7 protein-coding genes and 1 tRNA gene are annotated in these 14,282 nt (G+C 67.4%); 6 read left to right on the plus strand and 2 right to left on the minus strand.

Features of this window, described 5'->3' with window-relative positions:
- Positions 1-99 precede the first annotated feature (99 nt).
- Positions 100-4,635: an ExeM/NucH family extracellular endonuclease gene (locus tag FDW83_RS17125; RefSeq protein WP_138139287.1), complete on the plus strand. Its 4,536-nt coding sequence runs from the start codon at positions 100-102 to the stop codon at positions 4,633-4,635.
- 175 nt (positions 4,636-4,810) lie between these two features.
- Here FDW83_RS17125 and FDW83_RS17130 read toward each other — a convergent pair whose 3' ends face one another.
- A complete protein-coding gene (locus FDW83_RS17130) occupies positions 4,811-6,778 on the minus strand; it encodes an FAD/NAD(P)-binding domain-containing protein (RefSeq protein WP_138139288.1) in 1,968 nt (655 codons plus the stop codon).
- A gap of 65 nt (positions 6,779-6,843) precedes the next feature.
- Here FDW83_RS17130 and FDW83_RS17135 point away from each other — a divergent pair, with 65 nt between their 5' ends.
- The 3 genes from FDW83_RS17135 (at position 6,844) to FDW83_RS17145 (ending at position 9,782) form a co-directional block, all read left to right on the plus strand.
- The gene (locus FDW83_RS17135) at positions 6,844-9,069 is read left to right on the plus strand and encodes a prolyl oligopeptidase family protein (protein ID WP_138139289.1); all 2,226 of its coding nucleotides are present in this window, start codon (positions 6,844-6,846) and stop codon (positions 9,067-9,069) included.
- The gene (locus FDW83_RS17140; protein WP_138139290.1) at positions 9,069-9,596 is read left to right on the plus strand and encodes a GNAT family N-acetyltransferase; all 528 of its coding nucleotides are present in this window, start codon (positions 9,069-9,071) and stop codon (positions 9,594-9,596) included. The genes FDW83_RS17135 and FDW83_RS17140 overlap by 1 nt, the downstream gene beginning before the upstream one ends.
- A 97-nt stretch (positions 9,597-9,693) precedes the next feature.
- A tRNA-Ser gene (locus FDW83_RS17145) sits at positions 9,694-9,782 on the plus strand.
- A gap of 61 nt (positions 9,783-9,843) precedes the next feature.
- Here the strand turns inward: FDW83_RS17145 and FDW83_RS17150 are convergent.
- Positions 9,844-12,054, minus strand: a complete 2,211-nt coding sequence (locus FDW83_RS17150) for a RecQ family ATP-dependent DNA helicase (RefSeq protein WP_171027601.1) — start codon at positions 12,052-12,054, stop codon at positions 9,844-9,846.
- A gap of 138 nt (positions 12,055-12,192) precedes the next feature.
- Between FDW83_RS17150 and FDW83_RS17155 the strand changes: the two genes are divergently transcribed.
- Both FDW83_RS17155 and FDW83_RS17160 read left to right on the plus strand, forming a co-directional pair.
- Complete coding sequence (locus tag FDW83_RS17155; RefSeq protein ID WP_138139291.1) at positions 12,193-13,611, plus strand: phosphomannomutase/phosphoglucomutase; 1,419 nt, start codon at positions 12,193-12,195, stop codon at positions 13,609-13,611.
- A gap of 6 nt (positions 13,612-13,617) precedes the next feature.
- Positions 13,618-14,106: a hypothetical protein gene (locus tag FDW83_RS17160; protein ID WP_138139292.1), complete on the plus strand. Its 489-nt coding sequence runs from the start codon at positions 13,618-13,620 to the stop codon at positions 14,104-14,106.
- Positions 14,107-14,282: the final 176 nt, after the last annotated feature.

A 14,282-nucleotide genomic window follows, 5' to 3' on the forward strand; every position in this document is an offset into this window, starting at 1 on the left:
CACTTGACCAGGAGCAGGATCCGGGCCACTTGTCCGTTGGTACAACCCGGGCACTCCATCGGGTCCCCTACCGGGACACCCTTCTGAAAGTAAGAGCGGATGCATCAAACACCTTGGAAACTGGCGCTGGGGACAGCGTTGTCAACGGGTCTAATCGCAGCACCCCTGGCAGCACTTCCGGCAGCAGCCGACGATTCAGCCGCGGTGGTCTCAGCCGCGGCTGGAACCTCACCCGTTGTCATCAACGAGGCATACCTGAGTGGCGGCAGCTCCGGCGCCGCCTTCAAGAACAAGTTCGTGGAGCTCTACAACACCTCGGACGCTCCGGTGTCCCTGGACGGCTGGTCCTTGCAGTACCGGGCCGCCACTGGCACAGGCGTTCCCACGGGCGTCGCCGCCCTCTCGGGCTCCATCCCGGCAAAGGGCCACTACCTGGTGCAGGGCGGCAGCAACGGCACCATCGGCGCCGCTTTGCCCGCACCTGACCTGGTAAGTTCCCTTAACCCGAGCGGCACAACCGGCACCATCGTCCTCGCCAAGCAGCCCGCCGCCGTCGCGCTTTCCACCGGTTCGCAGGTGGAACCTGCGGGCGTTGCCGACCTCCTTGGCTACGGCTCATCCAACACCTACGAGACGCAGCTTGCGCCAGCACCGTCCGGAAATTCGGACGTCAAAAGCCTGAACCGCACGAACGCGGTGGACACCAACAACAACGCCGCCGACTTTACGCTCAGCGCCACCATCACCCCAACGCCCTCCGGCGGAACCGCCCCGGAACCCGTGCCCACCCCCGACCCGGTGAGTAAGACCATCGCAGAGATCCAGGGCACCGGCTCCGCAAGCCCGCTGGCCGGCGCCACGGTAACCACCACCGGCAAGGTCACCGCCGTCTTTCCCACGGGTGGACTGAACGGCTACTACCTCCAGACCGCCGGTACCGGCGGAGACCTCACCGCCACCAACCACGCGGCGTCGGACGGCATCTTCGTCTACTCCCCCGCCACCGTTGCCTCTGTCCGAATCGGCGACTATGTCCAGCTCACCGGAACCGTGGCCGAGTACTACGGCATGACGCAGCTCAACGTTGGAATTGCGTCCGGGCTGACCAAACTGGCCGAGGCTGCTCCCGAAGTAAAGCCGACGGCCTTTACGCTGCCGGCCAACGAAACGTTCCGGGAAGCCCTGGAAGGGATGCTCCTGGCGCCGCAGGGCCCCATGACCGTCACGGACAACTACAGCCTCAACCAGTACGGTGAAATCGGCCTGGCCGGCGGCACCACGCCCCTGGTCCAGCCCACCGCGGTGGCGCCGTTCGGCACTGCCGGGCATGCCGCCGTCGTGCAGGACAACGCGGACCGGGGCATCAAGCTCGACGACGGTTCCAGCACCAACTTCCTGGGCAGCGCCGCCAACAAGGCCCTGCCCCTGCCGTACCTGACCACCACGGACCCGGTGCGCGTTGGATCACCGGCAACGTTCACCACCAACGTGGTCCTGGGCTATGCCAACAACGCCTGGAAGTTCCAGCCGCTGACCCACTTGACACCCGACAACGCGGCCGCCGTCCAGCCTGCCACCTTCGGCGCAACGCGCACGGAGGCCCCAGCCGCCGTGGGCGGCAACCTGAAGATCGCCTCCTTCAACGTCCTCAACTACTTCCCCACCACCGGTGACCAGCTTTCCGGCTGCACCTACTACGAGGACCGCGCGGGCAACCCGGTCACGGTGCGCGGCGGCTGTGACGCCCGCGGTGCCGCCAACGCCGAGAACTTCCAGCGGCAGCAGGCCAAGATCGTTGCCGCCATCACCAAGGCGGGCGCCGACGTTGTCACGCTGATGGAGATCGAGAACTCGGCGCAGTTCGGCAAGAACCGCGACGACGCCCTGGCCAAGCTGGTGAACGCCCTGAACGTGGCGGCGCCGGGCATCTGGGACTATGTCCGCTCACCCGCCGACGCGCCCCCGCTGGCCGACGAGGACATGATCCGCACCGCCTTCATCTACAAGAAGGCCGTGGCGGAGCCGGTTGGCGAGTCCATCATCCACAACGACACCACCACGTTCGCCTCTGCCCGCAAGCCGCTGGCCCAGGTGTTCAAGCCCGTTGGCGGCGGTGCCGGCACCGAATTCATCGCGATCGCCAACCACTTCAAGTCCAAGGGATCGGCGGCAACACCGGAGGACACGGACCAGGGCCAGGGCGCTTCCAACCTCGCACGTACCGCGCAGGCCAAGTCGCTGTTGGAATTTGCCGCCCGGCTGCAGGAAGAAAAAGTCACCGACAAGGTATTCCTCATCGGTGACTTCAACGCCTACGCCAAGGAAGACCCCATCAATGTCCTGACCGCCGCAGGGTACGTCAACCAGGACGGGAAGGCGCGCAACGCGGACGGCTCGGCCAAGCACTCCTACCTGTTCGGCGGAATGGTCGGCTCGCTGGACCACATCCTGGCGTCGCCGGCAGCGGATGCAGCGGTGACGGGCGCCGACATCTGGAACATCAACTCCGTGGAATCCGTGGCGCTGGAGTACAGCCGCTACAACTACAACGCCACCAACTACTACGCACCGGACCAGTTCCGCGCCAGCGACCATGATCCTGTGGTGGTGGGCCTGGACCTGTCCACAGCACCTGCCACCGTTGACCTCAACTTCCTGGGCATCAATGATTTCCACGGCAGGATCGACGCCAACTTGGTCCAGCTCGCCGGGACGATCGAGCAGCTGCGCGCTGCCGCGGCTCCGGGCGCAACGGCCTTCCTCTCCGCCGGCGACAACATCGGCGCCTCACTGTTCGCCTCCGCCGTTGCGAAGGACCAGCCCACCATCGACGTGCTGAACGCCCTGGAGCTCCAGGCGTCCGCTGTGGGCAACCACGAGTTCGACGGCGGCTGGGCAGACCTGCGCGACCGCGTCATTGCCGGCGGAGCCAACGCGAAGTTCCCCTACCTGGGAGCCAACGTGTACTGGAAGGGCAGCACCGAGCCGGCGCTTCCGGAGTACACGGTCCTGGACATGAACGGGATCAAGGTGGCGGTGATCGGTACCGTCACCCAGGAGGTTCCGTCCCTGGTGACCCCGGCCGGTATCGCCGACCTCGAGTTCGGCGATCCGGTGGATGCCATCAACAGGGCCGCGGCAAAAATCACCGCGGGCAACCTCGCCGACGTCATCATCGTGGTGAACCACGACGGCGCAGGCTCGGGAGTGGTGGAAGGCGCCACTTTGGAAGAAGAAGTGGCAGCCGGCGGCCCCTTCGCCAAGCTGGTCACCGAAACCTCCGCCGATGTTGATGCCATCTTCACAGGCCACACCCACAAGGAATACGCCTGGGACGCGCCGGTGCCGGATGTCGAAGGCAAGACCCGTCCCATCGTCCAGACGGGCAACTACGGCGAAAATGTGGGCCAGATCCAGCTGACCGTGGACACCGGCACCAAGCAGGTGACCGCGTACAAGGCCGGCAACATCAAGCGCACTACCGCTCCCGCAGCGGACCTGGTTGCGGCCTACCCCCGTGTTGCCGCCGTCGACGCCATCGTGAAGAAGGCGCTGGCCGACGCCGCAGTGATTGGCAACCAGCCGGTGGGCTTCGTAACGGCGGACATCACCACCGCGTTCACCACGGATGCCACAGGCACCCCCAAGCGCGACGACCGCGGCAGCGAATCCACCCTGGGCAGCCTGGTGGCCGACTCGCTCCTGGCTTCGCTGCAGCCGGCGGAACTGGGCGGCGCGGAAATCGGCGTGGTAAATGCAGGCGGACTGCGGAACGAGCTGTACTACGCGCCGGACGGCACCATCACCTACGCCGAGGCCAACGCGGTGCTGCCGTTCGTGAACAACCTCTGGACCACGTCCCTTACCGGCGCGCAGTTCAAGACGCTGTTGGAGCAGCAGTGGCAGACCAACCCGGACGGCACGGTGCCCAGCCGCGCGTACATCCAGCTGGGCCTGTCGAAGAACGTGAACTACACCTACGACGCCGCCCGCGCCGCCGGTGACCGCATCACCTCTGTTTGGGTGCACGGTGAGCCGCTGGATCCGGCCAAGTCCTACCGGGTGGGCACGTTCAGCTTCCTGGCCACCGGCGGGGACAACTTCCGGATCTTCACCGCGGGCAGCAACACCCGGGACTCCGGGCTGGTGGACCGGGATGCGTGGATCAGCTTCCTGCAGGACAACAGCCCCCTCTCACCGGATTTCGCCCGGCGTTCGGTGGCTGTCACCAATACCACCGCCGACGGGGTCAAGCCCGGTGGGCCGGTAACCCTGGGTGTCTCGAAGCTGGACCTCACGTCCCTGGGCAGCCCGGTCAACACGTCGCTCACGGCCGTGTTCACGGACGCAGCCGGCATCGCCACGGAGCTGGGTACCGTTCCGGTAGTCGGCGGGGCGGCCAGCGTGAACCTTGCTGTCCCGGCAGGCGCGGCAGCCGGCACCGGTGCCCTGGTGCTTACCGCCGTCGAATCCGGCACCACTGTCAGGGTCGCTGTCCGGGTAGCGGCATCCACTCCGGAACCGCCTGCCTGCGTGCCGCCCGCCAAACCGGGCCGCGCCTCGGACGTCAGGGGCCAGGGCAACTACGGCCAGGCCGTGGCCGCCTACCGGGCCTGCCTGAAGGCGAACAGGTAAACCCGAAAGACAAGGAGGTGCCCCTTCCGGCCGTCTGGCCAGGAGGGGCACCTCCTTTATCCCTGAGTTTTTGTCCAGATATGCAGGCTTTTAGGGCAGTTATCCCTGCATACCTGGACAAAAACTCAGAGGAGGACGATAGTTGCGGGTCACGGCGGAGTTTCCGCGTCGGGAACTAATGGCGGATCGGCACCCGCCTCGGTCCGGAGGCGAGAATGGCCGCAGCGATTTCGTCGGCGTCGCGGAGTGTGCGCTGCCCGCTGCGGTACACCGGCCCCTTGCGCGGAACGGCTTCGGCGGCGATCGCAGTCCCCCACTGAGCAGACGAGAGCTGCAGCCCCAACACATAGAGCCCCTTGCTGACAGCCCCGTTGGCGGCCACGGGCCGGTACGGATGCGGCACCACGTCCAGGCCGGTGGACTGCACGGGAACCCCCTCCGTCGTCATCATAAGCTTCGGCCGGACTGCGCCGTCCGCCAGCAACTGCCCAAGGAGCGGCGAAGCGTTGGCCGAAACCCGGTTTCCGGGCGCCAGGGCTTCCACCATTGTGGCTGCGGTAGCGGGCGGACCGTCGACCCACGGCGAGGCCGCCGTAAACACCCGGTTCCGGCGGTCAACACCGAACTTCGGATCCGGGCCCACGAAGCTGACAACTCCGGCCCGCGCCAGCGCGGCCAGCTGCTCCGAACGCAACGCCGGCGGCCCGCTGGCGAGGCCCTCCACAAACGACTCGAACCAGCCACGCAGCCCGGCAACCCATGACTCGTCAGTGATGCCGCCGTCGGCCACTGCTGTTTTGAGCACAGCACGCCCGTGGTGGAGGGCGCCGATTGCCATCTTGAGGGGATCGTCCTCGCCCATGGCGGACCGCCGCGCGTCATCCAGCAGGTACTCCACCACGGCGGCGTCGTGCTCCGCCCGTGAGGCGAAGGACCTGCCGGCCAGCGGGGTGGCGAGTCCGGCAAGGTCCAGCCGGTGGCGCGGGCCCACGTGGATGGCCAGCACGCTTTCCACGCTGTCCTCCCAGTTGCCCGCACTGTGGGTATGCGGGTGCAGGCCTTCCTCGAGCGCCGCAAGGAAGGCCGCCCGGTCCGGCACCGCACCGGGCTGCGAGCGCACGAGGGTGGAGTAGTAGGCCCAGAGGGTGTCGCGCTGCAGCAGGGGCCACAGGTCGTGGTCGAAGCCCGGCTTGATCCCGGCTGTGCGGAACCGGTCCAGCGCGTCTTCCGTCAGGTACCGGAGGCTGACCGACGCCGGGTAGTAGCCTTCCGTCGCCGCCTTCGCCCGGTACGGGGTGCCTCGCCGGGACGCCGCGATGATCAAAGGCTCCTGGCCGGACGGTTCGTACTCCAGCCGCCCGCCGTTCGGGACGAACTTTCCGCCGCGGCCCTCAGTAAGCGCAACCACGGTGTCGAAGAAGTTCAGCCCCATGCCGCGGACCAGCACCGGTTCGCCCGCCGGGACCCGGGACCAGTCGACGTCCGCGGGGACCGCCGGCGGCAGGTACAGCAGGCCCAACTGCTCCGCCGCGGCCTGCAGTTCCCGCTGTTCGGGATTCAACCGCGACGGAATGTGTCCCAGCGCCAGGACCACGGACCCGGTGCGGAGCAACCCACCGGTGGCCAGGCCGACGTCGTACATGCCGTCTCCTGCCGGGCGTACGGACACAGCGGACGTCTCATGGAAATCGATCGTGACGCCGTCGGGCGCCTTGGCCAGCACCTCCTCCAGGGTGGAGCGCAGGTACCTGCCGTAGAGGGCCCGGCTGGGGAAGTCGTTGGGTCCGAGGACGGCGAGCTCCGCGCGCTCGTCTTCGCTGAGGGAGGGCAGCGGGTGGTGCAGCTGCCGGACCCGCCACTGGTCAAAGGAGGTGCCGGCCAGCGGTGCCGGCAGGGATGGGTCCTGCGGGACCAGCGTGGGGTAGAACGACTGGGTGTTCATCAGGTACAGCCGCGACTGCCCGGGCTGCCAGACATGCCCCGGGCCCGCCGGGTAGGGATCAACGACGTCGATGTGGAGCCGGAGTGCGCGGCCGGCGGAAGAATTGCGGGCAGCGGCGTGGGCGAGCAGCCGTTCCAGCACGCTGGTGCCGCGGGGACCGGCCCCGATGATGGCGGCCCGGATGCTCTGCGTATTTTCCACGGCATCCAGCGTACGGGCTGATCACGTGACTTGCCCGCCGGCACCGATGTTGTTTGGATGGGCGGATGACCACCACTGCAGCTGATCCAGGACGCGCTCCTGCCGCTATCGCGCCCGAGCCCACCGATGAGAATGTCTGGCTTGAGGACATCTACGGCGAAGAACAGCTCGCCTGGGTGAAGGAGCAGAACTCCCGTACAGAGGATTTGCTGGAGGACGCCGACTACGCGGAACTCGAGGACAGCATCCTGGAGGTGCTCGACTCCACCGACCGGATACCGATGGTGGGAAAGCGCGGCGACTGGTACTACAACTTCTGGAGGGACCAGCAAAACCCCAAGGGCCTGTGGCGCCGCACCACGTGGGAGAGCTACTGCACTGACTCCCCTGAGTGGGAGGTCCTGCTCGACGTGGACGCGCTGGCCGCCGCCGAAGGTGAGGAGTGGGTGTTCCACGGCGCCACGTTCCTCCGCCCGCCGGCCGGCGAACCGTACCGGCTGGCCCTGCTGGCGCTCTCCCCCGACGGCGGTGACGCCAACCGGTACCGGGAATACGACGTTGAGGCCCGGGCCTTTGTTGACCCTGCGGGCGGGGGTTTCGACCTGCCGACGGCGAAGGGCAACGTGTCCTGGCTGGATGCGGACACGCTGCTGGTAGCCTCCACCGCGGACGGGCTGCCCCGGACGGCCTCCTCCTACGCGCGGACCGCGGTCACCCTGAAGCGCAGCGAAAGCCTTTCCGCTGCTCCCCGGCTGTTCGAGGTCCCCGAGGACCACATGATGGCGGTGGTTGCCCACGATTCCACTCCGGGCTTTGAACGCACCTTTGCCATGGACTACATCGATTTCTTCAACCGGACAAACCTCGTGCTGCGGGACGGTTCCTGGGTGGCTATCGACGTCCCCACCGACGTCAACGTCAGCGCGCACCGTGAGTGGCTGCTGTTCCGTCCGCAGCAGGACTGGGTGCTGGACGGCACCACCTACCCGGCCGGATCGCTGCTGGCCGCGGGCTTCGAGGACTACCTTTCCGGCGGACGCGACCTCGCCGTCCTGTTCACCCCGGACGCCCACACCTCCCTGCAGTCATGGAGCTGGACGCGGAACTTCCTGCTCCTGAACCTCCTCAGGGACGTCTCGTCGGAGATCCGGGTCCTGGACCCGTCCCGGCCCGCGGAAGGTCCGGACGGCGCCTGGGCATCGAGTCCCCTGGATGCTTGCCCGCCCCTGCACGACGTCAATGCCTACGCGGTGGACGACGAGGACGAGGCAGCAGCCGACGGCGGTGCAGGCGATGACTTCTGGCTGGTCGCCACAGGCTTCACCACGCCGAGCACCCTGATGCGGGGAACGTTGGAACGCAACCATAACGACGGCGGGGTCCCCGGCGTGGGAAGCCGGCATGGGGTGGTGAAGGCGTCGCCGTCGTTCTTTGCGGACAGCGACTATGAGGTGCAGCAGCATTTCGCCGCCTCCGACGACGGCACGCGCGTCCCGTACTTCCAGGTGGCCGCCCGGAACCTGCCCCTGGATGGACAGAATCCCACCCAGCTGTCCGGCTACGGAGGCTTCGAAATTTCCCGCACTCCCGCCTACAGCGGCACCGTGGGCAGGGCGTGGCTGGAACGCAGGACCGCCGGCATCCCCGGCAATGACGGTGGGGGCACTCACTCCCGCGGCGGTGTCTACGTGGTGGCGAACATCCGCGGCGGCGGCGAGTACGGGCCGTCCTGGCACCGGGCGGCGCTAAAGGAAAACCGGCACAAGGCGTACCAGGACTTCGCCGCCGTGGCCCGGGACCTCATCAACCGCGGGGTCACCTCGCGGGAGCGGCTGGGCTGTGTGGGCGGGTCAAACGGCGGCCTGCTGGTGGGCAACATGCTGACACAGTACCCGGAGCTTTTCGGCGCCGTTTCCTGCGGCGTTCCGCTGCTGGACATGCGCCGTTATACCAAGCTCTCCGCCGGCCACTCCTGGATTGCCGAGTACGGCGACCCGGACGTGCCGGGGCAGTGGGAGTACATTCGGACCTTCTCCCCGTACCACCTGCTTCGGGACGGCGTGGATTACCCCAACACGTTCATCTGGACGGCCACCTCGGACGACAGGGTGGGACCGGTGCAGGCCCGCAAGATGGCCGCGCGCATGCTGGCCATGGGCATCCGCAACGTCTGGTTCCACGAGGCATTGGAGGGGGGCCACGCCGGGGCCTCCGACAACCGGCAGGCCGCCGCGCTGCAGGCCCGCAGCCAGCATTTCCTGTGGAAGGCACTGGCGGGCGGGAACTTGTGATGCCGGAACTATCGGTGCGGCGCGCGGCCGCAGCCGACGCCGAACGGCTCGGCGAGGTGCATATCCGCTGCTGGCGGGAAACCTACCGCGGGATGTTGTCTGATGCTTTCCTGGCCAGCGTCGATCCCGCCAACAGGGTGGCGCTGTGGCGGCATTTGCTGGACCGGACGGACCCTGCCGAGGCCTGGGTGGCGTGCGACGCCGGCACGATCGTCGGGTTTGCAGGTGTCCGTTACGGTCCCGGGCCCGGTTCCCCCGAGGGCCACCCGCCGCCCGCCTCCGGCGACCTTGAACTGTGGGGCCTGTACCTGCTTGCCTCCCACCAGGGACTGGGCCTGGGAAGGCGGCTGCTGGAGTGTGCGATCGGGCAGGAGGCGGCCAGCCTCTGGGTGGCCGGCGACAACGCCCGGGCGATCAGCTTCTACCGCCGGTTCGGCTTCGAGCCCGATGGCGCCGAGGACGTTCTTGCCGCGTGGGAGAACATCCGCGAGATCCGGATGGTCCGTCCGGCGCAGCATCCTTCCTGATCGAAGCCCGGCACCTGGCGTGCCTCCGGAACTGATCGAGCCGTTTTGCACAGAATGCCCGGATCTGCGTATCCTTGGTGGGCTAGGAATAGCAATTGGAGACGTGCCAGAGCGGCCGAATGGACTTCACTGCTAATGAAGGGTCGGGGTTAAACTCGACCGGGGGTTCAAATCCCCCCGTCTCCGCGTTTGGCCCCGATCTTCGGACCGGGGCCTTTTGCGTATCCGGGTGATGCAGGTGCGGAAGTCAGCCGGCCTGGGCAAGAACGAGCGGAAGAACGGCACCAGCTCCGGCCTGCCGAAGGGCGCGGCCCGCGACAGTGAGCGTCCACCGGCTGTCCGCCAGGTCGTCGATGAGCAACACGCTTTGCCCTTGGGCTGAAGCCAGTGCCGCTTCCAGTTCGGGGCTGGCCACGATCCGGTCCCAGACGCCGGCCAGCCGGTAGGCGCTGTTGCCGCCGCGGCTCCCGGTGGGCCCGCCATGCGCCAACTGCAGCTCGCCGAGGTAGGGGATGCGGCCGATCTCCGAGATGCCCCTGGCCAGTGAACCCACCAGCTGCGGCTTGCTCCGGGACGGGACACTCACGATGGCGGCCGGCCTTCCCGCGCCGCTCCAGCCAGGAGTACGGGAATCGCCGGCGCCCCACTCACGGAGCACCTGGACGCACGCCTGCAGCATTCCCGGATCCACGGGCCGGTCCCCGGCGCCGGCGGCAAAGAGTTCACGCAGGGCACTGCCCCAGCCCAGGTCCGTCAGCCTGGCCAGGATTCTACCCTCCGTGAGGCCTTCGCCGGGCTTCAGTTTGCCCTTCACCGGCACGCCCAGGCGGTCCATGCCGCTGGGCCACTGCAGCCGCGGCTCAAGGATGCCGCCGGCCCGGCTGAGGGTCTGGCCGGCGGCTGTCGTGGCATCCTCCGCCACGTCCACCGGGAACCAGCGTCCGGCGCAGTTGTCGCACCGTCCGCAGGCGTGCGCCGTCTCATCGTCCAGGACCGAGGTGATGTACTCCATCCGGCACCCTGCCGTGTCCTGGTAGATCACCATGGAATCCTGCTCGTCCACCCGGGCCTGGGCAATCCGCTGGTAGCGTTCGGCGTCGTAGATCCACGGCTGTCCGGTGGACCGCCAGCCGCCGCCCACCCGCTCCACCGCTCCGTCCACGGACAGGACCTTGAGCAACAGTTCGAGCGGGGTCCGGCGGAGGTCCACGCACGCTTCCAGGGCGACGGTGGAGAGGGCGGTGCCGGCCTCTGCCAGTGCCGTGAGAACGGCGGCCGCCTTGTCCTCGGAGGGCATGGACGCGGTGGCGAAGTACTGCCAGATTTCCCGGTCCTCGGATCCTGGGAGGAGCAGGACGTCCGCGTTGGCGGCGCCGCGGCCCGCGCGTCCCACCTGCTGGTAGTAGGCCACGGGTGACGAGGGCGCGCCCAGGTGGACGACGAAGCCGAGGTCCGGCTTGTCGAAGCCCATGCCCAGTGCCGAGGTAGCCACCAGCGCCTTCACCTGGTTGTCCTTCAGCAGTTGCTCCGCGCGTTCCCGGTCCGCGGGATCGGTCCGGCCGGTGTAGGACAGTACCTGGTGCCCGGCTTCGGACAGGAGCCGGGCGGTGTCTTCCGCGGCCGACACAGTGAGGGTGTAGATGATGCCGCTCCCCGGAAGATCCGCCAGATGCGTCAGCAGCCAGCCCAGGCGCTGCCTGGAGTCCGGAAGGGACAGTACGCCCAGCCGGAGCGAATCCCGGCCCAGGGCGCCGCGGATGGTAAGGACGCCGGCTCCCAGCTGTTCCTCAATATCGTGTACCACCCGGGAGTTCGCCGTGGCAGTGGTGGCAAGCACGGGGACGGCTTCAGGCAGCCGGGTGATGAGGTCCGCGATCCTGCGGTAGTCAGGCCGGAAGTCGTGCCCCCAGTCGGAGATGCAGTGCGCTTCGTCGATGACCAGCAGTCCGGTCCGCCGGATCAGTTCGGGCAGCTGGTTTTCCCGGAAGGAAGGGTTGGTAAGCCTTTCGGGAGAGACGAGCAGGACGTCCACCTCGTCTGCCGCCAGCTGTTCACGCACGGTGTCCCACTCCAGCTGGTTGGCGGAATTGATGGCCACTGCGCGGACGCCGGCCCGCGCAGCGGCAGCCACCTGGTCCCGCATGAGGGCAAGCAAGGGCGAGACAATCAGCGTTGGACCGGCGCCCCGCCGGCGCAGGAGCAGGGACGCGACGAAGTACACGGCCGATTTTCCCCAGCCGGTGCGCTGGACCACCAAGGCCCGCCTCCCGCCGTCGACCAGCGCCTCGATGGCTTCAAACTGCCCTTCGTGGAAATCCGCCCCGGGATGTCCCACCAGTTCGCGGAGAACGTCCAGCGCCTGGCGGTGCGTGGCTGAGCCGGTACCGGAAGCGGCGGACGCCGTGCCGGGCGAAGGAGGTGTGTCGGTCAGGGTGGCTGCATGCTGGTTATCGACCATTGGTTCAGTATCCCAGCCGCCTCCGACAGCGGGCATCCTCCGGTCCCGTATGTGGAAACTCCCCGGAGCCACGACGTTTCCCACATGTCACTGGACGCCGCCCCACCGGAGCGCAGGCTTGCCCGTAAGATAAAGCCCGTGACTAGCGAACAGACAACGACTTTTGATCTCTCGGCATCCTTCAAGGCCTACGATGTCCGCGGCATTGTGGGCGAGTCCATCACCGCCGAAATCGTCGAAGCCGTGGGGGCAGCGTTCGTGGACGTCCTGCAGCTCGAAGGCGAAACGATCCTGGTGGGCGGGGACATGCGTCCTTCCTCCCCCGAATTCAGCAAGGCCTTCGCCAACGGTGCATCGGCCCGCGGCGCCAATGTCGAGCTGCTCGACCTGATTTCAACTGACGAACTGTACTTCGCGTGCGGCTTCCTGAACCGCGCCGGCGCCACTTTCACCGCCAGTCACAACCCAGCCGGCTACAACGGCATCAAGATGTCCAAGGCCGGTGCCGTCCCCATCTCCTCCGAGACGGGCCTCAAGGACATCCAGGCCCTCGCCGAGCAGTACCTTAACAGCGGCACCATCCCGGAAGCGGCCAGCCGCGGCCTGATCAGTGTCCGCGATGTACTCAAGGACTACGCGGAGTACCTGCGCAAGCTCGTTGACCTGTCCGGTTCCCGCCCGCTCAAGGTGGTGGTGGACGCCGGCAACGGCATGGCCGGCCTCACCACACCCGCGGTCCTGGGCGACGCACTGCTGCCCAAGCTTCCGTTCGACATCATCCCTCTGTACTTCGAACTGGACGGTTCCTTCCCCAACCACCCCGCCAACCCGCTTGAACCCGAAAACCTCCGCGACCTGCAGTCTGCCGTGATCAAGCACGGCGCGGACATCGGACTGGCTTTCGACGGCGACGCCGACCGCTGCTTCGTCATCGATGAAAAGGGCGAGCCCGTGTCGCCGTCGGCCATCACGGGCATGGTGGCGCGCCGTGAAATCGCCCGTGCCAAGGCCCAAGGCGAAACCACCCCCACGATCATCCACAACCTCCTCTGCTCCCGCGCGGTCGCCGAGCTGGTGGAGCACGATGGCGGCCGGGCAGTCCGCACGCGCGTCGGCCACTCCTTCATCAAGGCAGTCATGGCCAAGGAGGGTGCGGTGTTCGGCGGCGAGCACTCGGCCCACTTCTATTTCCGCGACTTCTGGAACGCCGATACCGGCATGCTGGCCGCCATGCACGTCCTGGCGGCCCTCGGCGAGCAGGACGGCCCGCTGTCCGAGCTCGCCCGCGAGTACGAGCCCTACATCAGCTCCGGCGAGATCAATTCCGAGGTGGACGACAAGCCCGCCGCCGTCGAGCGCGTACGGGAAGCTTTCGCCGGTGAGGACATCACCATTGACACCCTGGACGGCAGCACATTCACGGCCAAGGACGGCAGCTACTGGTTCAACCTGCGCCCGTCCAACACCGAGCCGTTCCTCCGCCTTAACGCGGAAGCCACGGACCGCGCCACCATGGAACGGATCCGCGACCGCGTCCTGGCACTGGTCCGGGCCTAGGCTGTCATGGCTGACGCCATCCAGCCCGGCACTGAGGGACAGTCCGCCTGGCGGGACTCGGTTCCTGAAACGACGGCAACTGACCTGGAGAACCTCCTGGGAACGGGCATCAGCGCCGCCCAGGAGCAACTCGAGCGCAACGGCGGCTTCCTGCCTTTCGCCCTGACAGTCCAGAACGACGGTGAGGTTCGTCTTGTCGCCGTGTCACCCGCCGATGCGCCTGAGGGGACGGACGCGGACTTCGATGCCGATACCATGATCAGCGATCTGCAGGCGCTGCTCCGGCAGATCCGCGCGGACTTCCGCGCGGCCGCCGTCGTTTGTGACATCCTGCTGGTGGAAGAGGACTCGGATGCCATCCATGTGGCTGCCGAGCACCGGGACGGTTCGGTGTTCGCAGCCGTCCTGCCTTACGCGGCCAACACCGCGGGCAGGACCTTTGAGTTCGGCGAATTGGGCGCCGACGACAACGAAGCCACGATCTGGGTGGACTAGACCGCGTCCGGCTTATGAAGGTCAACGCCCTGCGGGAGCTGGACACCCGGGGCGACCCGGCAGAGTGCATGGCCGCCACCACAGGCCCCGGACATCTGGCGGGCCAATAACCCACCGAGTTTTCGGGCAGGTACCACGGGCTACGTGCCCCGGAAGTCCCGGTATCTGTCAAAAGA

The organism is Pseudarthrobacter sp. NamE2 (assembly GCF_005796205.1).
Taxonomy (GTDB): domain Bacteria; phylum Actinomycetota; class Actinomycetes; order Actinomycetales; family Micrococcaceae; genus Arthrobacter.